27 protein-coding genes and 1 pseudogene are annotated in these 26,193 nt (G+C 43.2%); 15 read left to right on the top strand and 13 right to left on the bottom strand.

Annotated features, from left to right (window positions below; all coding sequences use genetic code 11):
* From ACQEXT_RS10230 to radC (ACQEXT_RS10215), 4 genes are all read right to left on the bottom strand, one after another.
* A complete protein-coding gene (locus ACQEXT_RS10230) occupies positions 1-735 on the bottom strand; it encodes a WYL domain-containing protein (RefSeq protein ID WP_426951926.1) in 735 nt (244 codons plus the stop codon).
* A gap of 318 nt (positions 736-1,053) precedes the next feature.
* The gene (locus tag ACQEXT_RS10225) at positions 1,054-1,497 is read right to left on the bottom strand and encodes a DUF2787 domain-containing protein (protein ID WP_061898272.1); all 444 of its coding nucleotides are present in this window, start codon (positions 1,495-1,497) and stop codon (positions 1,054-1,056) included.
* Between the two features lie 50 nt (positions 1,498-1,547).
* Positions 1,548-1,985 (bottom strand): DUF2787 domain-containing protein, encoded by a 438-nt coding sequence (locus tag ACQEXT_RS10220; RefSeq protein WP_061898271.1) that lies wholly within the window; start codon positions 1,983-1,985, stop codon positions 1,548-1,550.
* On the bottom strand, positions 1,982-2,455 hold the full coding sequence (gene radC / locus ACQEXT_RS10215) for a RadC family protein (protein WP_426951925.1): 474 nt from the start codon (positions 2,453-2,455) through the stop codon (positions 1,982-1,984). Before radC (ACQEXT_RS10215) ends, ACQEXT_RS10220 begins: the two co-directional genes overlap by 4 nt.
* Positions 2,456-2,761: 306 nt before the next feature.
* Here radC (ACQEXT_RS10215) and ACQEXT_RS10210 point away from each other — a divergent pair, with 306 nt between their 5' ends.
* The 3 genes from ACQEXT_RS10210 (at position 2,762) to ACQEXT_RS10200 (ending at position 7,375) form a co-directional block, all read left to right on the top strand.
* On the top strand, positions 2,762-3,940 hold the full coding sequence (locus tag ACQEXT_RS10210) for an AAA family ATPase (protein WP_426951923.1): 1,179 nt from the start codon (positions 2,762-2,764) through the stop codon (positions 3,938-3,940).
* 18 nt (positions 3,941-3,958) lie between these two features.
* Complete coding sequence (locus tag ACQEXT_RS10205) at positions 3,959-6,433, top strand: S8 family peptidase (RefSeq protein WP_426951921.1); 2,475 nt, start codon at positions 3,959-3,961, stop codon at positions 6,431-6,433.
* A gap of 201 nt (positions 6,434-6,634) precedes the next feature.
* Positions 6,635-7,375, top strand: a complete 741-nt coding sequence (locus ACQEXT_RS10200; protein ID WP_000133662.1) for a hypothetical protein — start codon at positions 6,635-6,637, stop codon at positions 7,373-7,375.
* 192 nt (positions 7,376-7,567) lie between these two features.
* Here the strand turns inward: ACQEXT_RS10200 and ACQEXT_RS10195 are convergent, their stop codons facing one another.
* On the bottom strand, positions 7,568-8,788 hold the full coding sequence (locus tag ACQEXT_RS10195) for a tyrosine-type recombinase/integrase (protein WP_426951920.1): 1,221 nt from the start codon (positions 8,786-8,788) through the stop codon (positions 7,568-7,570).
* 235 nt (positions 8,789-9,023) lie between these two features.
* Positions 9,024-9,890, bottom strand: a complete 867-nt coding sequence (locus ACQEXT_RS10190; protein ID WP_331416700.1) for a YicC/YloC family endoribonuclease — start codon at positions 9,888-9,890, stop codon at positions 9,024-9,026.
* A gap of 185 nt (positions 9,891-10,075) precedes the next feature.
* Here ACQEXT_RS10190 and rph point away from each other — a divergent pair, with 185 nt between their 5' ends.
* Positions 10,076-10,792 (top strand): ribonuclease PH, encoded by a 717-nt coding sequence (gene rph / locus ACQEXT_RS10185; protein ID WP_138972938.1) that lies wholly within the window; start codon positions 10,076-10,078, stop codon positions 10,790-10,792.
* Positions 10,793-10,906: 114 nt separating this feature from the next.
* Positions 10,907-11,548 carry an orotate phosphoribosyltransferase gene (gene pyrE, locus ACQEXT_RS10180; RefSeq protein ID WP_138972939.1) on the top strand — a complete coding sequence of 214 codons (642 nt, stop codon included), beginning with the start codon at positions 10,907-10,909 and terminating at the stop codon, positions 11,546-11,548.
* Positions 11,549-11,854: 306 nt separating this feature from the next.
* Here pyrE and lpxM read toward each other — a convergent pair whose 3' ends face one another.
* From lpxM to coaBC, 4 genes are all read right to left on the bottom strand, one after another.
* Positions 11,855-12,817, bottom strand: coding sequence for a lauroyl-Kdo(2)-lipid IV(A) myristoyltransferase (gene lpxM, locus ACQEXT_RS10175; protein ID WP_426951918.1), 963 nt, complete (start codon positions 12,815-12,817; stop codon positions 11,855-11,857).
* Positions 12,818-12,832: 15 nt separating this feature from the next.
* Positions 12,833-13,783 (bottom strand): Kdo(2)-lipid IV(A) acyltransferase, encoded by a 951-nt coding sequence (locus ACQEXT_RS10170; protein ID WP_426951917.1) that lies wholly within the window; start codon positions 13,781-13,783, stop codon positions 12,833-12,835.
* A 5-nt stretch (positions 13,784-13,788) separates the two neighbouring features.
* Positions 13,789-14,379 carry a nucleoid occlusion factor SlmA gene (gene slmA, locus ACQEXT_RS10165; RefSeq protein ID WP_138972942.1) on the bottom strand — a complete coding sequence of 197 codons (591 nt, stop codon included), beginning with the start codon at positions 14,377-14,379 and terminating at the stop codon, positions 13,789-13,791.
* A gap of 114 nt (positions 14,380-14,493) precedes the next feature.
* Positions 14,494-15,699, bottom strand: coding sequence for a bifunctional phosphopantothenoylcysteine decarboxylase/phosphopantothenate--cysteine ligase CoaBC (gene coaBC, locus ACQEXT_RS10160; RefSeq protein ID WP_426951916.1), 1,206 nt, complete (start codon positions 15,697-15,699; stop codon positions 14,494-14,496).
* Positions 15,700-15,932: 233 nt separating this feature from the next.
* Here coaBC and radC (ACQEXT_RS10155) point away from each other — a divergent pair, with 233 nt between their 5' ends.
* From radC (ACQEXT_RS10155) to mutM, 5 genes and pseudogenes are all read left to right on the top strand, one after another.
* Positions 15,933-16,601: a RadC family protein gene (gene radC, locus ACQEXT_RS10155; protein ID WP_138972944.1), complete on the top strand. Its 669-nt coding sequence runs from the start codon at positions 15,933-15,935 to the stop codon at positions 16,599-16,601.
* Positions 16,602-17,063: 462 nt separating this feature from the next.
* The gene (gene rpmB / locus ACQEXT_RS10150; protein WP_004743834.1) at positions 17,064-17,300 is read left to right on the top strand and encodes a 50S ribosomal protein L28; all 237 of its coding nucleotides are present in this window, start codon (positions 17,064-17,066) and stop codon (positions 17,298-17,300) included.
* A 13-nt stretch (positions 17,301-17,313) separates the two neighbouring features.
* Positions 17,314-17,484 carry a 50S ribosomal protein L33 gene (gene rpmG, locus ACQEXT_RS10145; RefSeq protein WP_004410866.1) on the top strand — a complete coding sequence of 57 codons (171 nt, stop codon included), beginning with the start codon at positions 17,314-17,316 and terminating at the stop codon, positions 17,482-17,484.
* 129 nt (positions 17,485-17,613) lie between these two features.
* Positions 17,614-18,102, top strand: a complete 489-nt coding sequence (locus ACQEXT_RS10140) for a hypothetical protein (protein WP_426951915.1) — start codon at positions 17,614-17,616, stop codon at positions 18,100-18,102.
* 119 nt (positions 18,103-18,221) lie between these two features.
* Positions 18,222-19,029: pseudogene (gene mutM / locus ACQEXT_RS10135) on the top strand (bifunctional DNA-formamidopyrimidine glycosylase/DNA-(apurinic or apyrimidinic site) lyase).
* Positions 19,030-19,337: 308 nt separating this feature from the next.
* Here mutM and coaD read toward each other — a convergent pair.
* Entirely contained in the window at positions 19,338-19,832 is a 495-nt protein-coding gene (coaD, locus tag ACQEXT_RS10130; protein ID WP_138972948.1) for a pantetheine-phosphate adenylyltransferase, read from the bottom strand.
* Between the two features lie 107 nt (positions 19,833-19,939).
* On the opposite strand from coaD, the gene ACQEXT_RS10125 reads away from it, so the two are divergent.
* On the top strand, positions 19,940-20,974 hold the full coding sequence (locus tag ACQEXT_RS10125) for a glycosyltransferase family 9 protein (protein ID WP_426951913.1): 1,035 nt from the start codon (positions 19,940-19,942) through the stop codon (positions 20,972-20,974).
* Between the two features lie 42 nt (positions 20,975-21,016).
* Here ACQEXT_RS10125 and ACQEXT_RS10120 read toward each other — a convergent pair whose 3' ends face one another.
* Both ACQEXT_RS10120 and ACQEXT_RS10115 read right to left on the bottom strand, forming a co-directional pair.
* Positions 21,017-21,805: a glycosyltransferase family 2 protein gene (locus ACQEXT_RS10120; RefSeq protein WP_426951912.1), complete on the bottom strand. Its 789-nt coding sequence runs from the start codon at positions 21,803-21,805 to the stop codon at positions 21,017-21,019.
* Positions 21,802-22,857 (bottom strand): glycosyltransferase family 9 protein, encoded by a 1,056-nt coding sequence (locus tag ACQEXT_RS10115; protein WP_426951910.1) that lies wholly within the window; start codon positions 22,855-22,857, stop codon positions 21,802-21,804. The genes ACQEXT_RS10120 and ACQEXT_RS10115 overlap by 4 nt, the downstream gene beginning before the upstream one ends.
* A gap of 105 nt (positions 22,858-22,962) precedes the next feature.
* On the opposite strand from ACQEXT_RS10115, the gene ACQEXT_RS10110 reads away from it, so the two are divergent.
* From ACQEXT_RS10110 to ACQEXT_RS10095, 4 genes are read left to right on the top strand one after another with little or no spacing between them, the layout of a single operon-like run.
* Entirely contained in the window at positions 22,963-23,673 is a 711-nt protein-coding gene (locus tag ACQEXT_RS10110) for a 3-deoxy-D-manno-octulosonic acid kinase (RefSeq protein WP_426951909.1), read from the top strand.
* 52 nt (positions 23,674-23,725) lie between these two features.
* Positions 23,726-24,760, top strand: coding sequence for a glycosyltransferase family 9 protein (locus tag ACQEXT_RS10105; RefSeq protein WP_426951908.1), 1,035 nt, complete (start codon positions 23,726-23,728; stop codon positions 24,758-24,760).
* Entirely contained in the window at positions 24,761-25,294 is a 534-nt protein-coding gene (locus ACQEXT_RS10100; RefSeq protein ID WP_426951907.1) for an acyltransferase, read from the top strand. It begins immediately after the preceding gene.
* Between the two features lie 8 nt (positions 25,295-25,302).
* Positions 25,303-26,181 carry a hypothetical protein gene (locus ACQEXT_RS10095; protein ID WP_426951905.1) on the top strand — a complete coding sequence of 293 codons (879 nt, stop codon included), beginning with the start codon at positions 25,303-25,305 and terminating at the stop codon, positions 26,179-26,181.
* The last annotated feature ends 12 nt before the right edge of the window (positions 26,182-26,193 follow it).

The following is a 26,193-nucleotide window of genomic DNA, read 5'->3' as shown; positions in this document are numbered from 1 at the left end:
TCAGGATGCACTGATTCCATCGTGTTCACGCATGAGCCGCTCAAGATTGAAATCAGTCGGATAGGTAAAAGAAAACGTCGATACACTGGCCTCATCAATCAAAGGCAAGGCTAGGGTGCGTATCGTGTGTTGACCGGATAAACGAAAGAGCAGCAAGAGCGCGTCACACTGAACCGAGAGTCCCAGTGGCTCAATGAGCGCCTTCTCTTGCTGCAATACTTGGCTAGATATCTTGAGCATACGGTTGTGCAGTAATGCCGTATGTACCGCATTCAACACTTGCCGTTGCTCGTCACTCCACTCGCGAATCGTGGGCAATACCACATGTACTTTTGCCAACCATGCTTGCTCTTTTGAATGTGCTGAACCCTTGTGTGATAAGGGTTTGTCTCTCTCCGAGGAGGACCCTTGTCCATAATTCAGTGCATCAGGAACAAGCGGTAGTAAGTACTTGTTGGTCAGTTGCCAATAGAGCATTTCCTGCTTGTTGAGCTTCAGTAATTGCTCTGAGGTTTTGCGATAAACATGGGGCATGCTCATCGAATCACACTCCACGTTAAACACCTCCACAATAACTTCATCGAGGTAGCGTTTAATGCTGCGCGTGGTGCGGTGGATATCGAGTAGGGCTAACTGCTGCTGCAACTCCCTAACGGTGATCCATCGATGTTGAGGAATAAGCATCAGCGTGTGCAGCAAAGCGGATAACCCTTCAATGCTGGTTTTATTGCTCATGACTACGCTCTCAATACATCAAAGCTCCACACCGGAGTCGGACATTTAATGTCGGGAGAATAGAGGTGGGTCAGACACATAATGTCCAACGGTGTAAACAGCATCAATCGGCATCACCAAAGCGTGAGCCGATTAACATTAACGAGGCCTATGCTTATCACTGAGCTCGGCAATGGCTGCCAATAACCCAATCAACAGCACCACCAGAAATCCTAAAGTGGATAGGACTCCAATGGCACCGAAGAACGGGGAAAGTGAAAACAGCGTGATGAGGGCGGTGACAAGTTTGATGGTTTGTAGAAGAAGGGAAGTCATGAGTTATTGCGGGGTGACGGCTATCTCGTTGTAAGCGTCCATATCGACATAGGCAAGAAAGTTATTCTCCCATAGCCGATACAGCTCTTTGGCATCACGGCTACCTTGCATTGGTAGCCAGCCACGATAAGCAACAAAGAACTGCCCAACCCGAAAATCAAAATCCAAGTTGCGTTCTAGCTCTGGATAGTAGTTCCCCATGTAAGCAAAGTCGGTGATGTACTCAATGCTCCATTCTCCTGTTGAGGTTTGGCAAATCGCCATCTCAACCGGATGGAAACCGCCTTCATCCGCGCTGTAACTTTTATCACGAAAGTTAAACACCAGATAACGGCTGGTGGTCAGTGCTTCATTACTCAGCAAATGAGCGGTGAGTTGCTCACTTAGCAGCTTATGCAGTTTCTTCGATACAGGTAGTGATGATGCTGTGAAGATTAATTTGGACATAGTGAGTCCTCCTTGTTTCAGGATTCAAATAAGAAATGAGAGATTAGGATTTAGTGAAACGTACCGACCATCGTCAGTTGCACGTCATCAAAGACGTTTCTGGAAAGGTGACGAGCAAAGGCTTTCATCCATACCGAGAGTAGCTCTTGTACCTCCGGATGGGATAAATCTGTGCTCCCCACATCGGGTTGATAGCACCAGCGATTAGCAAGGTGAAAGTACAACTCAGGCTCAACGGTTGTGCTGGTGTCATCGGGATAAGAGAAGCTAGCAAAGAACACCACCAGCCAAGAGCTTGAGGCTGACTCACGTTTAAACTGTACCTCTATCGGGTGCAAACCTTGTCGATGTCGGTAGTAACTCATTTGGCGACAGTTCAGCACGAGTCGTTCAGCGTTCTCTGGGAGAGTGTACCGATTAAGCAGTGCTTCTAGTGACGCATGTAACGCATCATCAATAGAAAGCTCACCGTAATGTCGCTCAATCATAACCACCCCCTTTCAGCAAATGAGGTGCAGGCATCGCCTGTCACGATATGGTCGAGAACGCGAACATCCACCAGCGCTAAAGCATCTTTGAGTCTTTCGGTTATGCGCCTATCGGCTTGAGACGGCGTAGAATCACCGGATGGGTGGTTATGGGCAAATATCACCGCTGCGGCATTCACTTCTAACACCGCTTTCACCACTTCACGTGGATAGACGCTGGCCGCATCCACCGTTCCTTGAAACAGCTCTTTAAACTCAATCAGTCGGTTTTGGTTATCCAGTAGCAATAAGGCAAACACTTCACGTTCATAGCTGCCTAGCTTACAGCGCACATACTCTTTGGTGGCATCAGGATTGATTAGGGCATCGCCACGTACGTAGCGTGTAGCAAGTATCTCCGCCGCATGCTCCAGGATTTCATTTTCCTGATAGCGTTGCTGCTTTTGGTACTCGGAAGTTTTGGGATTCATTTCAGGCTCCTGTCGGAATCAATGGTGAGTATTCACATTGATGACATATGCCTGAAGATTTTTTGATTTAATTGTAAATCGATTTTAGAGGTGCATGTTTTTATGTGACATGATTCTTGCGTTTCTATTGCGATGGGCTGATCTTGGTTGGTGTATCATAAATTGATAAAATGGTTGCTATTTTATACGCTTCGGTTCATTTTTTTATGCTTTTTTGTGTGTTTATTGACTTTTTGTCTCTTGTGGGTGGTGGGTATGTAAATTATAATCAAACCCATATAGTGATCATTTATACAGGTATTTAAAGTGGATAACTTTCATATAGTTTCAGCACTCTGTCGGCAGGTTGTGAAAGATGGGGTATCTGACGAAGCTTTGAAGCAAATAGAAAGGTTACATACGACATTGAAGGAGAATGGTTCTGAAGATGAAGCAACTGTTCTGAAACGGCTTATTACAAAAGCTAGTACCAAAAATATGATTTCCCCTTCGCAAGTAAGTTTGTCGAAGGTGTCTCATTTGAAAGGTCAGCCATTGACTCCTAACAGCAAGGTCCCTGTAGATAAAGAGAGTGGTTCACCACTAGCAAAAGTCATTTTTCCTAATGAGCTTGTTGATAACCAAATGCCTGTACTTTCTGAAAGTTTATCTGCTGCGGTTGGGCAGTTAATAAAGGAATGGTCAAACGTAGAGAAGTTAAATAAGTTTGGAGTTAGCCCATCTCTAAGCTGTTTGCTGTTTGGTTTACCCGGTACCGGTAAAACTCAGTTAGCTTTGTACATTGCAAAGCTGTTATCAATGCCCGTTGTTTTAGCGAAACTTGACGGTTTAGTATCCTCATTGCTTGGAACCAGTGCAAGGAATATAACCAATTTATTCAACTTTGCATCTCAGCATAAATGTATTTTGTTACTAGATGAATTTGATGCTGTAGCTAAAGCTAGGGATGATAATCAAGAAGTTGGAGAGATTAAAAGAATTGTTAATACTCTTCTTCAATGTATTGATGAGCGTTCAAAGGTCGGGATGTCTATCGCTATTACTAACCACGAAGTTCTGCTTGATCCTGCTGTATGGAGACGTTTTGACATTAGGGTATATGTACCAAAGCCAGATTTGAGAGCTAGAGAGAGCATCATTTGCAGATATCTTCCTCCGGTAGAGTTATCGGATGATAAGATTAAGTTTTTGTCTGTTGTCACAGAAGATTTCTGTGGTTCAGACATTGAGTTGCTAGTAAATAATTTTAAGCGACATGTTGCACTCTCTGAGAGTGATCATAGATTTTTCGATATTGTTAAAGCACTATTACTAATCAACGCAAGTACTTCTTCTGAGTTAGTTGATACAATAAAAGCTGGTGACGAAGCTAAGGTTATGTATCTTCTAAATAAAAAAATCGGTATGAGTCAGAGAGAGATTGGTAAAATCTTTGAGTACAGTCACTCGAAAGTCTCTCGTATCATAAACGAGGTATCGAACTAAGTTCCTCAAAGGATGGCTATGAAAAACAATCCACTACAAATTGTCTTAAATCCCAATGAGTATATACATAAGCCTGATCCTAATGTTGGAGGATCGCAAGAGGACTTTTTTGGTGGGAGAGATGAGGATTTTGTCGAACACAAAAATAGCCTATTGAGGCAAGTTCGAAATGTAAAAGAGTCTTTACGTTCTAGTCGAAGGGATGTTGCGGTAGTTAAAGTGGATCTGAATCCTTCTGCGCTCGCAAAATCACACCGTCCCATGAAGAGCTTACTTCCTAATACTAAGTCTCCTCATATCGGTGGATTGAAAATTGGTTCTTTGTTATTTCAAGTATCTGATAGCTCTTTAAATTGGTTAGAACAGAAGATCTACTCGACAGAAGAAGAAAGTAATCTTGTATACGATAAAAATAAGAAAAAAATGGTATACAAACCTAGCATTGCTCGTAGTGAAACCGGGGCAATTGAAAAAATAACTCTGTATTCAAAAGACGAAAAGGTGAGTTTTTCTGCTGTTGAAGCAACGCAGTGGATAAGCGATAAAGCTGTATGTAGTGGCTACTTTGTCGAACTAATGGAGTTTGAAGACACCAAATCATCTTCTTCAACCGATACTTTATCTAATAAGCTCAAACATGAGTTGAGAGAGCAGCTTTTACGTTTAGGGGCTGGAGTTGTACTTTCCCCGGCAAATGCTGATAGCCTCAGTAGTAATGTATTTTATTTGAGACTTTACAGTGGTGGTCATAGAGATAGTTCTATTGATTTTCAAAATGCTATATTTGATAGTTATAAGCATAGGAATTATGTGGACTATGATGTCGTTAGACATGAGCTTTTACTAAGCATTTTAGCGGAAAGCGCTATTGTCAAAAAAGTTTGGCTACCTCCTAAAATCTCTCGTTCTGAAACATTATCGAAGGAGTTTTTTCAGGAGTTAACTCTTCCTAAAAAAGTTGGGCTAGACTATCCCAAAGTAGGACTGATAGATTCAGGGACAGGCAATTCATCAATTGCACAGTGGAAAATTGGTGAGTCTAAAGGGTTTGGAGAAATGGACTGTGATCCAGATCATGGTTCTCAAGTCGCTAGTTTGTTAGTTGGTGCTAAAGCATTAAATCCGCATATAGATCATTTAGAAGACGATGGCTGCTTGATTTATGATATTTGGACACCTATACATAGTGAAAAAAATTCATTTTTTGAATATTTTGATGGTTATGGTGAATTCTTTGATTGGCTCGATATTGAAGTGAGAGAAGCGAAGAGAAACGGCATTCGTATATTTAACTTCAGTATAAATTTGAGAGAGCTTGTTCGTGATGACAACTATAGCTACGCAGCTGCGCAAATAGATAGAATTTCACAAAAACATGATGTGATTTTTGTTATATCAGCAGGGAATTTAGAGCCTATAGATTTTCGTGCTAAGTGGCCGTCTCAGCTCGCTATTGCATCTGATATTGACAGGTTGCAACAGCCAGCTGAAGCTATTTCTGCTATAACTGTCGGAGCGCTAAATCCTCCGGGTTCTAAAGAACATATTCATTGTACACCAACAGTTTATTCTAGGCGTGGACCGGGTGTTGCAATGGGAGTTAAACCTGATGTAGTACACTATGGTGGCTTTTATCAAAACTTATCCATACCTGGCTTGATGTCTTTAAACTCAGATGGACAAATAGTAAGTGAGGGTGGGACTAGTTTTTCTGCTCCGTTAGTTGCAAAAACTTTGGCTACAATTGAAAACCGATTGAATAAAGCTGTTTCTAGAAATGCACTTATAGCGCTTCTTATTCACCATTCGAATAATCCTGATGTGACGAACAACAAGTCTATTGAATCTTCTATTAGACGACGTTTTGTGGGTTTTGGGTTACCTTGTAAAGCACAAGATATGCTTGTGACAGATGATTATGCTATCACCATTATGTTTGAAGGTAATATTAAAAAAGGTGAAGTTGCAGAATTTAAATTTCAATGGCCAGAAAGTCTTACAACTGATGATGGAAAATGTAAAGGTGGAGCCACTCTAACATTAGTATATGACCCTATAATCAAAGCAAAATTTGGAGCGGAATACTGTAGAGTCAATGTAGACGCAGCATTACAACAAGAGAAACTAGAGAACAATAAATGGGTCTATAGGAAGAATTGTGATTCAATTTGGAAAACGAAAGTTGGCAATGATTCATATTATGAAAAAAGCCAAATTGAACATGGACTTAAATGGTGGCCTGTAAAGAAATATAGAAAAGAAATGCCGCAAGGTGTTGGAAAGTCGAGTAACTGGAGATTGCAGGTCACTTCTACTGAAAGAGAATCAGGAGACTTTCCAGCTGGCGGTATTAATTTCTGTGCAATAATAACAATTGAAGATATCAATAAAGAATCCAGCAAAGTTTTTGATGAGTTAAATCAAACTCTTAGAGCTACAGGGGTTGATATTAGATCTATTAATGTGAGTACAAACATAGAGGTTAAAAGTTAATGCCACAAAGAGATCTTTTTATAATTAAAGACTATTTTGAAAAATTAAAGAACTCTCATCCTGAAACCACATCAGATGTTGATACAATCATCAAATCCATTGATAGGATAAGTTCTAGCTGTCACTCTATAAAACCATCCATAACATTACCTAGAGAAAATGTTATGGATTGCAATATATGTGGTAAAACGGTAATAGCACATGACTGAATGTTATTTTAAGATCTCAAAGTATCCTAAAAATAGTGACTCACCCAAAGACATTGGTTTTACACCGGTAAATGAAAGTCCAATACCAAAAGAATATTTGAAGTTTAAATCTGATGTTGAAAGTTTAATTACTACAATAAATAATATTTTCGAGAATGATGAAAGTAATAGGCTGAACTATTATGAACAGGTATTTTATACTACATCACTTTGTTTTTCTGGGGAAAAGCATGATTTTCCAGTTGCAGTTCAAAGTATCGTTGATATAAAGTCTGATATATTCAAGCATCATTGGTCAAGAATCAGAAATAAGACACTTGTTATTTATGGAAAATCAGTAACTAAGATTTCTTGTGCGTTTTTAATCCTCTATATATTAACGATTTTTCTTAAAAGTGATTGGGGTTTCTATTTTATTGCCTTGATAGGTACTAGTCTTGGTTCTTGGCTATCTTTTGCAATAAGAAGTAATGGTTTACCTTTCGAAGATATTACTCAATGTATTTTTGAAGTTAGAGAACCATATATTAGATGTATTTTTACCTGTGTGCTAAGTTTCGTTTTTATAATGCTTCTACAAGTAGGTTTTATTGATTTCAATATAGGAGGGATATCATCAAAAAGTATGGACAAAAATCTGGAGGTAGCACTAACACTAGGCCTTCTTTTCGGGTTTTCTGAAAAGACTTTAATTACGACATTGGGAAATAAATCCACTGGAATGTTTAAGTAGATATACTTTTCTAGTTATAATCGAGATTTGTAACATTAAGTGCCCAAAGGTGTTTAATTTTTTCTGTAAAAATGTCTTTGATATAATTAGTGAAATGTTATCTCTTGATTATCAAAAATTAAATTTTCAATCATTTTAATTATGGTTGTAGACCTATATTGTAGAGGGTGATTATATTACGCTCCTTAATCTTTAAGCTATCACAATATAGTATTTTACTAGATCTGTGACTTTTTCCAGAGCTTCCTTGCGCTCTTCCAAGTAGTCATACCGATCATAGATACCCTCGACTCCTTTCAGCTTATGATTTAAACAGCGCTCTGCGATATGGCTAGGAACTTTTACCGAAGCGAGTAGGCTACGGCATGTGCGGCGTAGATCATGAACCGCAAAGTGTTTGATATCGCCCATTTTATTTGGTGGTTGTACCTTACGGCCGGGCTCTCGACCAAATAGCTTTGAAATAGCTCTGTTCAATGTGTCTTTGCCCATGTGCGGTACTTTGCTTTCTCTTCTGTTAGGGAAGACGTATTCTGAACCACAAGCTCGCATATACAGTTCTTTAAACCACTGTATGCACAGCTCCGGAAGCGGAATAGTGAAACCTGTCCCAGATTTGCTTCGCTCCGCTGGTAGGTGCCATAAAGCATTATCTAGATCGAACTCAGCCCACTTTGCTTCTGTTAGCTCTGATTTACGAACGCCAAGACAAAGAAGCAGTGCACAAGCTAGGTAGTTGTCTCGATTGAAACTATAAATGTTTTGGTTGAAGACGGAAAAAACATGTTTAATCTCTTCCAGTTCTAAGACCCGATCTCGGCTCTCTTCAATACCACCAGCATCATAGTTAGAAAATGCTAGTGCAGGGTTAGACTCAATAACACCAATCTTCATACCGTGTTTAAAAAGCTGCTTGCAGTACATTAGCGTGTCGTTAGCTGTGGTTGGACGGCCACTGTCAGCGACTATTTGGATGATGTTGCGGATATCTAAAGGAGTGACACGTTTCAACGTGTATTGACCAATTTGTGGAGAGATCTCTTTCTGATAGATACGCTTAGGTATATTGGGATGCTTGAGCCTTTTGGACAAATCCTTGTACCAGTCTTCGAAGAGATCATCGATTATTTGTATATCGGCTTGCTTACTCCGTTTTCTTTCTGCAATTGGGTTAATCCCTTCGCTGATTTGCTTTCGAAGCTCAGATGCTTTCAACCTTGCATCTGCAAGAGAAAGTTCATCGACCTTGCCAATAGTCACCTCCTTTCTTTTCTTAAAAAGGGTGTACCTTAGCATCCAGTATGGTCGACCTATTCTAGGAATCATTAGATAGAAACCATCACCATCGGCATGACGACCCGTTTTTTGGTCTTTTACTATCGCCTTAACTTGGTTGACGGTGAGATTCCCCATCTCTATCTCCTTGAATTTATCGCTCTAATCGAAGTTATCATGACATCACCCTCCAGAAGTGGGGAGTATGTTGTGATATTTATACTACGGTGGGGAGTGAATAGCAAAGTGCTACCCAAGATACTCCCCGTTTGTTCATGGCTGTTGATGAATTTTATGGAAGTATATGGATGGTGAAAATAAAAAAGCCCTTATAAATAAGGGCGTTGTGGAAGTGTATGGAGTAGAGGGGAATCTATTCTATATTTTGGATCTGCTCGCGCATCTGCTCGATAAGCACTTTAAGTTCTACGCCTGATGCGGTGATATCGGTGCTGATAGATTTAGAAGCTAATGTGTTCGACTCACGGTTAAACTCTTGCATCATAAAGTCTAAACGACGGCCACAAGCGCCGCCTTTTTTGAGGATATTAGTCGCTTCTTTGACGTGTGAATCGAGACGGTCAAGTTCTTCTGCTACGTCAGATTTTTGCGCCAGTAAGATCAGCTCTTGCTCTACGCGTGATGAATCTAGCTCAATTTTTGCTTCTTCAAACTTAGAGAATAGACGTTCGCGTTGCCATTCTAAAATTTCAGGCATGCGAGCGCGTACTTTGACCACTTCTTCTGTGATAGCATCTAAGCGCTGAACAATTAGGTCTTTCATGTTTTCGCCTTCGCGACCACGAGCCTCGATAAACTCGTCTACAGCCCGATCAAATCCAGCGAGTAGGTCTTTGTTTACCGCGTCCATATCTTGTTCAGATGTTTCCATCACACCTGGCCAGTTCATAATCTGGAAAGGGTTAAGGCGGCTCTCTTCACCGGTCATTTTCATCACTTGGTTAGCGGCGTCGATTACTTGCTTTGCCAAGCTTTCATTGATGCTCAGTTCGCCTTTTGCTGAAGGGTTTGCTTCAAAGCGTAAAGCACACTCTACTTTGCCGCGCGCCAAGCGCTTACGGAAGCGTTCACGCAGTACTGGTTCTAAGCCACGGAACTGTTCTGGCAGGCGGAAGTAGGTTTCCAAGTAGCGTTGGTTAACACTGCGGATTTCCCATACGGCTGTACCCCAATCGCCTTTCACTTCTTGGCGTGCGTAGGCTGTCATACTATAGATCATCGAATTTTCCTGTTTAATCATCTTTGAAAATAACGCGAGGCAATAGTAGCACAAATCCTAGCTGAGATAGGCGAATAGCTTACTGGTTGAGCTTCTCGTTACTCGAAACTATGAGCTTGCGACTAACTATGCTATCATCCTGCCCCAACCTAAAACGTCTCCCCCTTCATATAAGGTAGATGCCCATGCGTCCAAACGATCGCAAGGCGGATCAAGTTCGCCCAATCAAAATTACTCGTAACTACACAGCTTATGCAGAAGGTTCTGTATTGGTTGAATTCGGCAATACAAAAGTACTTTGTAATGCGACCGTTGAAGAGAACGTTCCACGCTGGCTAAAAGGTCAGGGTAAAGGCTGGGTAACGGCTGAATACGGCATGTTGCCACGCTCAACACACTCACGCATGCGTCGTGAAGCCACAAGTGGCAAGCAAGGTGGTCGTACGATGGAAATCCAACGTCTGATTGCACGTAGCTTGCGTGCCGTTGTTGATCTAGAGGCGATGGGTGAAATCATGGTAACGGTTGACTGTGACGTTATTCAGGCTGATGGCGGTACCCGTACTGCGTCTATCTCTGGTGCGAGCGTAGCGATGGCGGATGCATTCCAACACTTAGTTGAGAAGGGCAAGCTAAAAGCGAATCCAATGAAAGGCCACGTAGCGGCGGTTTCTGTTGGCATCTTAGGTGAGGATATCCTTTGTGACCTAGAGTACACAGAAGATTCAGCAGCAGACACAGATATGAATGTAGTGATGACCGAAGATGGTCGTATGATCGAAGTTCAAGGCACCGCAGAGGGTGAACCGTTCACTCATGCAGAGCTGATGAAATTGCTCGAGTCGGCAACCAAAGGTATTACCGAGATCGTAGCGGCGCAGAAGGCGGCGTTAGAAAATTGATTTAGATAGCTCCCATCACGGGGGCTATTTTTTTATCAAGATTTAGTTAAGGCTAAGTTTTGACCTGTTTATAAACCGTCTAGAAAACTAGACCTTTTATTTAGAGAGAAAGCAATGAAAGCATACCAGCGTGAATTTATTGAGTTTGCATTAGAAAAGGAAGTACTGAAGTTTGGTGAGTTTACTCTGAAGTCCGGTCGTAAGAGCCCTTACTTCTTTAACGCTGGTCTTTTCAATACTGGTCGTGACTTAGCGCGTCTGGGTCGTTTCTACGCAGCAGCGCTAGCGGATTCTGGCATTGAGTTCGATGTACTATTTGGCCCAGCGTATAAAGGTATTCCAATTGCGACAACGACAGCAGTCGCGCTAGCGGATCACCACGATCTAGATACGCCTTACTGCTTCAACCGTAAAGAAGCAAAAGATCACGGTGAAGGTGGCAATCTAGTGGGTAGTGCACTAGAAGGCCGTATCATGTTAGTTGACGATGTCATTACCGCTGGTACTGCAATTCGTGAGTCAATGGAAATCATTCAGGCAAATGGTGCAGACCTTGCGGGTGTTCTTGTGGCTATTGACCGTCAAGAAAAAGGTAAGGGTGAGCTTTCTGCGATTCAGGAAGTGGAGCGTGACTTTGGTTGTGCAATTATCTCTATCGTTAGTCTAACGGACTTAGTGACATTTCTAGAAGAGAAAGGTACCGATGCAGAGCACCTTGAAGCAGTGAAAGCGTACCGAGCTGAGTACGGGATTTAGAGACTGAGTCTCGAGAACGCTGCGCTCCGAGATCGGGCTACGCCCTGCGAGATTCTAGAACTGACTTCGTCCACCGAGAGGTTTGAGCTGGTAGAACGGTGAAAGAAACTTTAGTGCAAAGGTGTTGACAGGACTTGTTCCCTCGAAGAGATAATAATCCAGCTCTCACCTCCATAGCGTAGCTAAACAAAAAGGGTTGACGTTTGTGCGTCAACCCTTAAATATTTTAACTCGCAACTCGCAACTCGCAACTCGCAACTCGCAACTCGCAACTCGCAACTCGCAACTCGCAACTCGCAACCGCCTTTACGAATTATCGTAAATACCCACACCATCTCGGCGTGTTTTCAGTAACGATAAGTTCCACATATATTGCTCAGGACGAGGGCGAACCAGATCTTCAATCGCTTGATTCATAGCGCGCGCATCCTTTTCTTCATCACCAGTCGGGAAGTTTTCGAGAGCGGGTAGGATATGGACTTCGTATTTACCTGTTTTATCGTTGTAAGCAGGCAGAATAGGAACGACTTTGGCTTTTGACAGGCGAGCCATTTTGCCAAATCCCTTAAGTGTTGCTTTTTCAGTACCAAAGAAGGGGACAAATACTGAGTTGGCGGGACCAAAATCTTCATCGGGTAGCCAGTAACCCAAATATCCATCCTTTATTGAACGAACAAATGGTTTAACCCCAGCTTCACGGGCAAAAATTCGACCACCATACTGCATGCGCTGTACCTGCATTAGCCAATCGCCAATTGGGTTACGCTGCGGCTTCATAATCGTTGTCACTTTGTAGCCTTTTGCAGCAAGCATCACCGCAGGGTAGTCAACAGCCCAGGCATGTGGTGCAAGGATAATGACATTCTCACCGGCGTCCAGCAGAGGTAGGATATTCTCTTCACCTATCATCAAACCGCGGTCTTGGTTATGTTTGGTTGAACGAACCAAAAACTCTGAGTAGCCCAATAGATACTGAGCGGCTTTTACAAACGTCTCTTCAAGGATCGCTTGGCGCTCTTGCGCTGATTTTTCTGGGAAGCAATACTCGAGGTTAACTCGAGTACGTCGAACCACTCGGCCATTTTTTCGTACAGCAAATACAGACAGTTTACGTGCTAGGCTGTCTCGCCAGCGATATGGCATAAAAGCAAACAGGGCGGCGAAGAAGATACCCAGCCAAGTCCCCCAATGTTTTGGGTGGAGAAAAGACCACTCAAAAGTCGGGTTATGTAGATGTTTATCAATGCTGTTTTTTTCGTTGGTGCTCATTCAGCGACGCCTTTATTATTTATAACGTGAGTTAGTCAGGGCATGATCTGGCAGCGATTTATAGCGCTTGTGTAACCACATCCACTGTTCTGGTGCGCGCATAATAATCTCTTCAACAAATTTATTCATGTAGGCTGCGGCGGCAACTTCATTTTTTTTCGGGTAATCAGCCGAAATATCACGATCAGCGATGATCTCGTATTTACCGTCAGCATTGCGGAAACCTGAACCTGGCACGATGGCACATTTACTTGTGTAAGCCAGAATGCTCGTTCCTGTGGTTGTGCACGCCTCTTCTACAGCAAAGAAAGGAACAAATACCGATTTGTTATGACCATAGTCTTGGTCTGGTAAATAGAACAATCGGTGCCCATCGCGCAGTACTCGAATCATCTGTTTGATATCACGACGGTATACCAATTGGTTACCATTGTGGCTGCGACCACGGTACTGAATAAATTCATAGGCTGGATTACTGTGTGGACGGTAAACCCCATAACCTTGTAGACCAAGTACACCAAAAGCGCGTGCGGTAATTTCAAGGTTGAGAGCATGAACACAGCAAAGTAGAGCCCCTTTGCCTTCTTTATCGAGTCGTTTTAGCTCTTCGATATCTTTAGCAACAAGTATGCGTTTAAAGCGCCACGTAGGCCAGAACCAAGTGATACCCGTTTCAATCAGCGCCATACCCGTGTTCTTAAAGTTCTCTGTCACCATGTTGTCGATCTCTGACTCTGATAGGTCAGGGAAAGAGAGTTCCAGATTACGTTTAGCGATATGAACACGTGACTTACCGACTCGCATGCCAAGTTGTCCAATACCACGTCCTATGCGAAATAGCACAGAATATGGGAGGATATTAACGATTAGGGCCAGTAATCCAAAGCCAAACCAAACCCCCCAGTATTTAGGGTGCATTAAGGCAATAGAAAACTTAGGTTTTTCGACGGTGGTTCTGTTACTCATAATTATTACTTTATTTGTGCGCTCAGTAGCGCCCAGTATTCCTCAAAATTAGCGGTTGGCTGATATTTAAAGTCACTGCGAACAAATCGGTTCAAGCTTCCTTCAACTTGTCCCAATAGCTGGGCCGCCAATACTTTTTCATCCACTGGAAAGGCTTTTCCTTCGCGCAGCATGCGCTCACGCAGAATTTGACGAAGTGAGGTTTCGATGCGTTCAAACAGCTGGTTGATTCGATCACGCAGGCGCTCATTTTCAAACATCAGAGCGTGGCCTGATAAAATTCGGCTCAGACCTGGGTTGCGCTCAGCAAAGGCCAAGATTAATTGTAATACTAGGCGAATTCGCGTCAGAGTGTCTTTCTCTTCATCGAGAATTCGGTTAATGCGTGACATTAAAGACTCTTCGATAAACTCGATTAAGCCTTCAAACATTCGCGCTTTACTTGGAAAGTGACGATATAGCGCAGCTTCTGAAACGCCAACTTGTTTAGCGAGTTTTGCGGTTGTAATGCGTGAAGCACCTTCATTTGACTCCAGCATTTCGGCTAATGCTTGCAAAATTTCATCTCGGCGGTTGGTTTTTCTTGTTCCGGCCATGAAGCTTTCCTTATTTTGTTACCATTCTGAATAAAAAAGGGTTTGAATCTCTTTGTGCTCAAACCTGACAACCCCTTGTTCTGCGGTATTTCCATCTCTAGAGATGAATGCGCTTTAAGCGTCGAGTTTTTCCGCGATTGTCATCATTATTTGATGTGCTATCTGTTGTTTTGATGCAAGAGTAAGTGACTGCTTACCATCTTTCCAGTATACGGTGATTGCATTGTTGTTGCTATTAAAGCCTTGACCTTCAACTGAGACATCATTGGCACAAATGAGGTCTAAATTCTTTTTGACCAATTTCCCACGCGCATAGCTTTCAACATCTTGAGTCTCAGCAGCGAAGCCAACAGTAAAGGGTCTATTTTCAGTCAGAGCGGCAACGGAGGCGATGATGTCCGGGTTTTTGATCATACTAATGGTCATTTGATCGCTATCATCGGTTTTCTTAATTTTTTGCTCTGCGATGGTTGCTGGACGGTAATCTGCTACGGCAGCGCAGCCAATAAATACATCGTTTGTTGTTGCATGCTGCATGGCTGCGTCATACATGCTTTGCGCGCTATCGACGTCAATACGTTCAACACCTGTAGGGGTTGCCAGTGAAACAGGGCCTGCAATTAGGGTGACCTTTGCACCCAGCGCGTGTGCCGCTTGTGCTAGAGCAAAGCCCATTTTTCCTGAGCTGTGATTGGAAATATAGCGAACGGGGTCGATTGCTTCACGTGTTGGGCCTGCGGTGATAACCACTGATTGACCCTTTAATGGTTTTTCAGCGAAGAATTGCTCACAGAGTCCGACGAGTTGCATTGGTTCAAGCATGCGGCCAGGGCCGACATCTCCACAAGCTTGTTCACCCGCTGCCGGGCCCCAGATGTGCATCCCACGGCGCTCTAGCGTTGCAATGTTCTCTTGAGTGGCGATATTTCGGTACATCTGTTGGTTCATTGCCGGTGAAACTGCGATCGGAGAGTCTGTCGCTAACACCAAAGTCGTTAACAGGTCGTTACCCATACCCGCACTCATGCGAGCAATTAAATCTGCGGTTGCTGGAGCCAGTAAAACTAAGTCTGCCCATTTAGCAAGCTCTATGTGACCCATTGACGCTTCAGCAGCTGGGTCTAACAGGCTATCTGATACCGGTCTGCCGGAGACTGCCTGCATAGTAAGTGGGGTAATGAACTCTTTGGCTGCATTTGTCATAACAACCTGAACTTGTGCACCACGCTCAATCAATCGACGTGTAAGTTCGGCACATTTATAAGCAGCAATGCCACCACTAATACCTAAAAGGATCTTTTTACCTGCGAGTGTTTGCATGATGATCTTCCTTAAAATTTCTGCCCGTAAGATAACACGGCTAATAATTGCGTGCCTAGAGTCGCTATCTGAGTTATTGAATTTGGAAGTGGAGCAAAACATCTCCTACTTAATTGACTAGGGTGTTGCTCAAGAATGTCTGAAGTGTCGCGGTTAGAGTATTTCATTTCGTGCTCAGAGTGCCTTTTGAGTGATACTAGCCTAGCTTGGTTGATAACTATGATGAGAACACAATGAAATCCATACCGAAATCGTCGATGCCACGTGAGAAGCTATTGTCACACGGACCACAAGCACTGACCGATGCTGAGTTATTAGCGATTTTTCTTCGAACGGGTACGCAAGGAATGAATGTGCTGGCGTTATCTGATCACTTGATCGGCGAGTTTGGTTCATTACGTCGGCTTTTTTCTGCGGAACTGAAGCAGTTTTGTCACTATAAAGGCTTAGGAGTTGCCAAATATGTTCAACTGCAAGCCGTGTTGGAAATGACTCAACGTTATTTGTCTGAGTCCTTGCAGCGAGGCGATGCTTTAACCAGTCCACAGCAGACGAAACTTTACTTATCTGGTCTACTAAGAGATAAGCAGAGAGAAGAATTCTACGTACTATTTTTAGACAATCAGCATCGAGTGATACATGGTGAGTCATTATTTCAAGGTACGATCGATAGCGCATCAGTTTATCCGAGAGAGGTGGTAAAGCGCGCATTAGAACTTAATTCAGCGGCACTTATTCTCGCGCACAATCACCCATCAGGCATTGCAGAGCCTAGCCAAAGCGATAGAAGAATTACCTGCCGAATCAGTGATGCGCTGGCGCTGGTGGACATTCGTGTGCTTGACCATTTTGTTATCGGAGACGGTGAGATAGTGTCTTTCGCGGAACGTGGCTGGATATAATTTAGTTTCGAGTTTCGAGTTTCGAGTTTCGAGTTTCGAGTTTCGAGAGAGGCTAGTGGATCGATGAGAGAAGTAGATAAGACGATTTCGGGGTTGATTAGCAGCAAATCTGCAACTGTTAAGTAGCTGAAATCTTTCTAGGAGCGACCTTCCAGAACCTCGAAACGGCTATTTTCTGTGATTTTGTTTAAGTTTTGGTTGTGGGAACGTCGATTTCTGCTACAATCGCCCGACATTTTTTAGCACATAAATCAGCTCTGCCTAAAAAAGATCAGGAAAACCTGTAAAAAGGATCTGTTCGGGTCTTGAGCAATGCTACGCAAGTTAGTATAATGCGCGACCTTTGATAGCCTTGTATGGGTTTCCATAGCGGTATAAGACCTCAAACTTCTAACTTTAGAAACTGAGAGGTTCGGCCACCAAGGTTGATATCGAGCTGAAACGATTTTGGAGAAGACATTCATGTCACGAGTATGCCAAGTAACTGGTAAGCGTCCAGTAACGGGTAACAACCGTTCACACGCACGCAATGCTACTAAGCGTCGTTTTCTGCCGAACCTACAAACTCATCGTTTCTGGGTAGAGAGCGAAAAACGTTTTGTTAAACTACGTCTATCTGCTAAAGGTATGCGTATCATCGACAAGAAAGGCATCGATGCTGTTCTTGTTGATATCCGTGCAAACGGCGTAAACGTTTAAGAGGAAATAGACAATGGCAAAGAAAGGCGTACGTGAGAAAATCCGTCTAGTATCTTCTGCAGGTACTGGTCACTTCTACACGACTGATAAGAACAAACGTAACATGCCAGGCAAATTCGAGATCAAAAAATTTGATCCTGTAGTTCGCCAGCACGTTATGTACAAAGAAGCTAAAATCAAGTAATTGATTATTCTTTGAACTTCCTTCGGGAAGCGTGAATTAGAAACCCAATCATAGAAATATGGTTGGGTTTTTTATTGCTCTTTTTTCTGCTATTTTTTAACGAGTTAATAGCAGTGAAAAGACTGAATCATGCGAGTTTCCCCATCGCGCCGTAGGCGTTGGAACAACATCCTTATCTTGGGCATTATTGCGTTTATTGGCCTGCTGAACTTGCCGACATTGATCAAAACCTATTTGATTGATGAGCCGGTGATGCAAAGCCAGCACCCATATTTGTTCAATCCCGATGCTGAGTTGCAAGCATTACATTTCTCAAACTGGTCACTGGAAAAGAACCAAGGTCGTTGGCGCAGTACTATCCCCACCTCCATTGCTGAACAAGAACTTGCGCAGCGTTGGCAGAGTTTGGTGGGAACTGAAGTGACACAAGAGAACTTTGATAGTTTGAAGCCTCAGTTAACCTCCCCGAAATCCATTGAAGCTTGGTATTTGGATCAGGAAGAGCCGCAAAGGATCACTTATTATCAAACGCCTCAATTTTGGCTATTAAAAAACTGGCAGGATAAGTGGATCGCGATTTCGGTGCAAAGTGAGTATCTTGTTCCGAACGAGCTTTAATCACTTTGATTTGCTGTGTTCCCCGAGCAACAATCTAAAGAAACTCGAAACTCGAAACTCGAAACTCGAAACTCGAAACTCGAAACTCGAAACTCGAAACTCGAAACTAGGACCCATACATGCCTGAATTACCTGAAGTTGAAGTGAGCCGAATGGGGATATCCCCTCACTTAATCGGTGAGACGGTTGCCAAAATTACTTTTCGTACACCTAAGCTGCGTTGGGACATTCCAACAGAGCTTAAGCAAATGGAAGGGCAGGTGATTCGTAATATCTCTCGCCGAGCCAAATACTTACTAATTGAGACCGATATTGGTAGCGCGATAGTCCACCTAGGTATGTCGGGCTCTTTACGAGTTTTGGATGCAGAGATCGCTCCAGCAAAGCACGATCACGTTGATCTCAAACTGACTAACGGCAAGGTACTGCGTTATAACGATCCACGACGTTTTGGGGCCTGGCTATGGACCGAAGATGGGACTCATACTGCATTAGGTACGATGGGGCCAGAGCCACTTACTGATGATTTTAGTTGTGAATATATCGCTGAAAAAGCCAAAGGTAAGCGAGTCGCGGTGAAGCAATTTATTATGGATAACAAAGTGGTTGTCGGTGTGGGTAATATCTACGCCAATGAGTCTCTGTTTAGTGCACGAATCCACCCAACCCGACCTGCAGGAACGCTGACTGGCAAAGAGTGGGCTTTACTTGTCGACGAGATTAAACAGGTACTGGCTACCGCCATTAAGCAAGGCGGTACGACGCTGAAGGATTTTGCTCAAGCGGATGGTAAGCCCGGATATTTTGCTCAGGAGCTTCAGGTTTACGGTAAAGCTGGAGAGCCATGCCCAAGCTGTGGAGAACCACTTGAAGAGCTTAAAATCGGCCAACGTAATACGTTTTTTTTGTGCTGAATGTCAGAAATAGAGGGAGAGCGATACGCTAGAACGCTTCGCTCCGAGTTCGGGCTTCGCCCTGCGAGATGCTAGAACGCTTCGCTCCGAGAATCGAGACCGGACTCCGTCCTTCGAGAGGTGCGCGTTATAGCTGCTGGGTAGGTATCTGAACCAGAGCTTTTGGTTGGGAACTTACGTCTAAAATACAGAAAAAAAGGTTGACGCTTTCACGTCAACCTTCCAAGATTTGCTCGTCACTCGTCACTCGTCACTCGTCACTCGTCACTCGTCACTCGTCACTCGTCACTCGTCACTCGTCACTCGTCACTCGTTGCTCGCTTACACCTTCGCTTTTTCTTTCAACGCCTCTGCCACTACTTGCGGGACAAAATTGGTCACATCACCACCGTGAATAGCAACTTCGCGCACTATGGTTGAAGAGATAAAGGCGTGCTCTTCAGCTGGCGTTAGGAACACACTCTCTAAACCAGGCATCAAACGGCGGTACATGTTGGTCAGACCGAACTCATATTCAAAGTCGACGGTAGTTCGAAGGCCGCGAATAAGCACATTGGCTTGTTCTTGTTTGGCAAAATCCACCATCAGTCCCGAAAAGCCCTTTGAGGTAACATTATCTAGATGCTTTGTGACCTCCTGAGCAAAATGGACTCGTTCATCTAAGGTAAACATGGTGTTTTTACTTGGGCTGGCCGCAACCGCAATAATGACTTCGTCAAACATATCAGCAGCGCGCTCGATAAGATCTAAATGTCCATTAGTAATAGGATCAAAAGTGCCCGGATAAATTACTCGGGAAAGGCGTTTTTGGCTCACGATTAAGATACTCAATTCATTCCATCTGCTTCAATCTTAACAAAAAGGCTCACAATTACCCACTGAAGCCGCTATCATTGGGACAAATTAGACAATTGGATGGGACGATGAAAAAGATACTGGTTGTGCGTAACGATAAAATTGGTGACTTCATGCTGGCTTGGCCAAGCTTTGCTATGTTGAAAGCCTCACTACCAGATTGTCACATCACAGCGCTAGTTCCTAACTACACGGTGGCATTGGCCGAGCTATGTCCTTGGATTGATAGTGTTCTTGTTGATCCAACAGAGAAAAGTGACAAAGCCAAACAAATCGTATTGATAAAGCAGATTCGTGCCGAACAATTCGACGCCTCAATCAATCTATTCTCAACCACTTATAACGCTAAGTTAGTCTGGAAAGGTAAAATCCCTTACCGATTAGCTCCAGCGACTAAGCTGGCGCAGATTTTTTACAATAAACGCATCAAGCAGAAACGTTCGCAATCTGCTAAGCCTGAATTTGAATATAACCTCGACCTTATTCGTGCCTTCCTGACCGACAATAAAGTGAAAGTTGTCGAACCTTCTGCACCTTATCTTTCGTTTAGCGACCAACAGCTTGTTGAGCAAAAAGCGAAGCTGGCGCAGCAATTGAGTTTAAATAGCGAGAAACCATGGATCTATGTTCATGCAGGAAGTGGTGGTAGTGCAAATAATTTATCACTACAACAATACACCCAGCTAGTATGTGGCTTAGAGGGCGATTTTGAGGTGGTGCTGACTGCTGGCCCAGGAGAAGAGCAAAAAGCGGCGGAGTTACAAAAACTGATGGCAGAGAATGGCCGCAGTGCGGTGCTTTACGATAACAATGATGGCTTAGTGGACTTCTCTTGCTCTATTGCCTGTGCAGATATGTTTATTGCTGGTTCCACTGGTCCACTGCATATTGCGGCTGCGATTGATGTGCCTACTGTTGGCTTCTTCCCAAGTAAACGTTCTGCAACGCCATTACGTTGGAAGCCAATCAACTCAGAAGGTAATCATATCGCCTTCTGCCCACCCAAAGCGGATGACAAAGCGAGTCAGGAAGATATGGCGCGTATTGATATTGAACAGGTTTTAGTAGAACTGAAACCTTGGGTCAAGAGATTACTGAAATGATAAAGGGCTCTGATGAGCCCTTTTTGATGCGTTAACGGTGACTTATTTTTTGTAGTGAGGGTCGTTATCACGTGCCCATAAGTCTGCGTACTTAACAAAGGTTGAGTGCGCAGAAAGCACCGCGATAAGGAAGCCTTGTTTACCATCTAGAAAGCCGCGTTTGAGTAGGTACATCTTCAGGAAACAGCCCAGCGCATGAATCATCCCTTGTGATAGAGACGCCTTCTTGCCGCGGGCTTGGCGTTGATCTGCCCAAGCTTTGGCGTAGCCTGCCGATTTAACTAAGTAGTGATTTAGGTTCTGATAAGAGTAGTGAAGAATATCGCCATCTAACTCTGCCACCTGACAGCCTTGTGGGATAATCACAGATTCGTGTACTAGGTTGTCATTGTACTTAGTTAGTTTGTTTGGGTAGAGGCGTACGTGACGGTAATACCATCCAGAGTGCTTGAGGAAACGACCAAATACCCAAGTGAGTTCGTTAAGGTTGTATACCGTGTTCTGTGGCGGGTTTTCCAGCATAGCGAGGATGTTCTCACGTAATGTATCATCAATACGCTCATCAGCATCGACCGCTAAAATCCAATCACTGGTGGCGTAGCTTTGTGCTAATTGCTTCTGTTTACCAAACCCAGGCCACTCGGCATTAACATAAAAATGCTCGGTATACTCACGGGCGATAGCTTCAGTACTATCTGTACTTCCTGAGTCGACGATGATGATCTCATCAACCCAGCGTAAACTCTCTAGGCAATCGCGCAGGCTGTCCTGCTCATTCTTAGTGATAATAACGGCGGCAATTGTCGCTCGGTTTTGACTGGCTTGATTCATAATAGTGACTCTTTTTCACAGACCAAGTCGAACATGGCGATGACTTGATCAGAAGTAATTCTGTTCATGGCTTGTTTGTCTTTCACTCGTGAGCGCCAACTCAGTTGCTCGGCAGATTGCCCAGTTTGTTCTTCGATCGCCTGTTGCCAAACACTGACCACATAGTCGAGGTATTGATAGGGACCAGTGCGCTGAGGGTTATGGTGAGCGTACAAACCAATCACAGGTGTGTTCATCGCATTCGCCATATGGGCAGGGCCAGTATCAGGGGCGATCACCAAGTCACACTTGTCTAGCAACGCTAGCATCTGCATCAGAGAGCTTTGTCCAACAAGGTTGGTCACATCACTTTGGCATAGCTCAACAACGTGTTCAGCCAAGTCTGTCTCAACTTTCGCCGGACTGCCGGCTAATATGACATTCCAGCCTTTAGCTTGTGCATGCTTAATGAGCTCGCTATAGCCTTGTGCATGCCAGTTTTTATATGACTTGCTTGCTCCGGGTACCAGCACAAGGTTTCGTTTACTGGCATCTAAATGATTTTCTGCCCAGTTGGCATCTCGCTCTGTATAACTTAATCGCCATTTTGGCGTTATATCATCAATACCAATCTGCTCAGCAAACGCCATTAAACCATCGAGGACATGAGGCTTGTTAGGCGAAGGTACTTTGACATTAGTGAAAAGGGTTTGGAAATCTTGGCTACGTTTAGCGTCAAAGCCGAGTTTGTATCTCGCTTTGATACCTAATGTGGCAATGCTTGCTCTAAAAGCGTATTGCATGTGCAGCAGCGCATCAAACTGACGGCCTTGGAGTTTTGACCAAAGCTGTTGGTATGCTCGCCAGCCTTGCTTCTTATCAAAAACAATCAGCTCAACCCCATCGATACTCTCAAGCAACTTTGCTTCTAGTGCTCCCGTTATCCAAGTTATTTTAGTATTTGGCCACTGTTTTTGAATGGCCTGAACTGCTGAGATGGTATTACACACATCACCAATCGCAGAGAGGCGCAATATACATAGAGATTGTGGAGCAGTATCAAATAAGGCCATGGTGTCGAGTAACTTATTGTTAGTGATATCGAATTATGCAGAGCTAACGAATAAATGTAAAATAGAACCGATTTCAGCCAATTTTAGGGCACGTTGCCAAGTACAATGAAGACTGCTACTCATAACAACCATACGTTTTGGTATGATGAACAATTGTTGAAAGAGCCAGTAGAAAAGGCTTTTGATGCCAACTACTGGCAGAAGGAAGGTAAGGTTATTGGTAGTGCGACTGGTCGAGGTACAACATGGTTTGTACAGACAGAGACCGTTGCTGCAGCGCTACGTCATTATCGTCGTGGTGGTCTGTTTGGCAAATTGGTCGCAGATAGCTACTGGTTTACTGGCTGGGAGAAGACGCGTAGTTTTCAGGAGTTTCAGCTTTTAAAGCAACTGAGAGAGTCGGGGGTTAATGTACCAAGACCGATAGCCGCATGTGCGATTCGCACCGGCCTGACCTACCGCGCTGATTTACTGAGTGAAAAAGTAGCGAATGCTCGTGATTTAGTGGCTATTTTGCAACAAGCCCCGCTCAGTGCAGAGATGTACCAAAAGATTGGTCAAGAAATCAGAAAAATGCATGACGCCCAAGTCAATCACACTGACCTCAATATTCACAACATCCTGATTGATGACCAGCAGCAGGTTTGGATCATCGATTTCGATAAGTGTTACCAGCAATCCGGCGATGACTGGAAGCAAGGGAATTTGGAACGATTGAAGCGATCTTTTGTGAAAGAACTATCGCGATACCAAATTCAATGGCAATTGGCCGATTTTGAGTCATTGGAAAGTGCATATAGAGACGAGAAGTGTTAGTTTCTTTTTTGTAATCAATATCAGTATTTAAACTTAATCTATAGAGTAACGTATGCCCTATTATTGGAATGATGACGGCGTTTACATTAGTAAAAAAGCGCAAAAGTACTTAAATGAATTTCACCCAAGCGAGGTGAAAAGAGTAACCGTTATCCGTCAAGCTGCTTTGGGCGATATGATTGTTACTCGCCCGTTTATGATTGAAGTCAGAAAATTCTTTCCAAATGCCCACATTACGTTAAGTACGACATCAGACTCCCTATTAGGGGCACCGGTAGACTTGGCTGATAGCGTTCATATTGTTCCTGGTAAAGATCGACGTAAAGAAAGTGTGGTTAGTCGTTTTAAAGAGATGTCGTCTCTTCCTCCACAAGACATTATCTTTGATCTGGTATGTACTAATCGCTCTAGCTATGTCACGTTGCTAACTAAGGCAAAACTAAAAGTGAGTTATCCTCATCGCGACCATCAGGCTAGGTTACTTTACGATGTCGCTTTAAAGCGTAGCTCATTTTCATGTGAAGCAGAGATCATGCTACAGATGTTAATGTTCTTTGGTCATCGCCCTTCTTTGCCTTTAGAGTTCGATTTGCCAGATAACCGCACGGTAAGGGATACTGAAAGCCCGTATGTTGCCTTCTTTACTGGCTCTGCTGCACCAAGTAAATGTTACCCAATGGAGCAGTATAAAGAGGTGATTAGCCGACTTGCGCAACACTACCCGAATCTGAAATTTGTGTTGTTAGAAGGCGTTAAACCAGAAGAGTCTCATGAATCTTGGAAAAGCGTGTTTGCGAGTCATTCGAATGTAACTTATCAAGAAAAAATGTCGATTGATGATGTGGTTGAATTTTTAGCTAAAGCCACATTAGTGATATCTAACGATACTGGTATTCGAAATGCCGCTATTGCGACGCACACTCCAACTCTTGGGTTATTTATTGGTACTGTGCCGTTTCGTTACCTTCCAACCTATGAGCCTCACTATATTGTATATAATCCAGATAAAAGCATCGCGTCTGTAGAACAGGTTGAGGCAGAGGCGATCCGCGCGATCGACGAAACGTTGAAGCTTCGAGAGGGATAAATGTTTAAGTATCTAAACTTAAAGAAAAAACAGTTAAGGCGACAGTACTACGAAAAACGTGTTCGTCGAAAGGCTGCACATATCAAAGGCAGGATTTGGTGTAACAAAAAGGTCAAAGTTAGTGAAAATACTTACTTAGGTGACAATGTCTGCTTTGATGGAGCTCAACTTGGTGGTGAAGGAAAAATTACCATAGGGGATAATTTTCATGCTGCGACAGGCCTGACAATTGTTTCATCTTGGCATGATTACGAAGGAAAGAAGCTTCCTTTCGATGAAGGTTGGATGTCAAAAGATGTCACCATTGGTGACAATGTTTGGATTGGAGAAGACGTTTTGATCTTAGGTGGCGCTGAGATCGGTGATGGTGCTGTGATACAAGCAAGAAGTGTCGTTACGGGTAAAATTCCAGCGTTAGCAATCGCAGGAGGGCATCCTGCAAAAGTCTTTTCCTATCGAGATGAAGAACACTACAAGAAGTTAGCTGAAGCGAAAGAATGGCACAGCTACTCTTGGAATAACTATATGACTTAGAGACTGAAATGATCCCAATTAACTTAGTATATTTAGCTGTGGGAAGTAATCCTGTATACCATAGCCAATTAGCTTTTTCGGTGATATCTGTAATAGCGAATAACCAAACTAGTAGAGATGTTAATATTCACGTTGTTACGGATAAACCAGAGTATTACTCATGGCTTTCATCGGTAGTAGAAGTGGTACATGTTGATGAAGACAAGTTGAAACACTGGCGTGGTAAATACGATTTTTTCTTTTTAACCAAGATTGAAGCAATTAAACAAATAGCGGAACGCTGTGGTAACGAGCACTTGCTATTTTTGGATACTGATACGGCCATCTATGATAATTTGGTAGAAGTGTTTTCATCACTTGATGAAGGAAAAAATTACTTACATAAATGGGAATATGATTTTTCTAAAAGATTAAAAGGACGTAAAGCGGAGAATATTCGTTGTAAGACTCTAGGTAAAAGTTTTGCTGGTTATGATATCTCTGGGAAAACGGCCATGTGGAATTCTGGTGTAGTCGGAGTCTCAAACGAAAATAATCCAGCCGAAGTACTAAATGGGGCTAAAGAGCTGTGTAATAGCATCTTAGAAACCGGGCTTCGCGAAACGTTTGTTGAGCAGTTATCTCTCGCTATAGCTGTAACGAGTTCGGGAGAAACATTGGAAGCAGATTCGCACATTAAGCATTATTGGGGAAACAAGGTACCTTGGGATGAGATGGTGAATAAATTCTTGTCGCAATGTGCGATGCTTGGCTTAGATCCGATGGGTTCACTCAAAATATTCAAACAGTATGATTTAACTATTCCTGAGTATGTTAAAGAGCCAAAATTAACTAAGTACAAAAACAGTATCTCTAAGAGATACCGTCGTATAGTTGGCTCAAAGTGAAAGTATCACTAA

The sequence above is a fragment of the Vibrio sp. TRT 29B02 genome (genome assembly GCF_050113655.1).
Taxonomy (GTDB): domain Bacteria; phylum Pseudomonadota; class Gammaproteobacteria; order Enterobacterales; family Vibrionaceae; genus Vibrio.
This window is presented reverse-complemented; position numbering and strand designations above follow the sequence as displayed.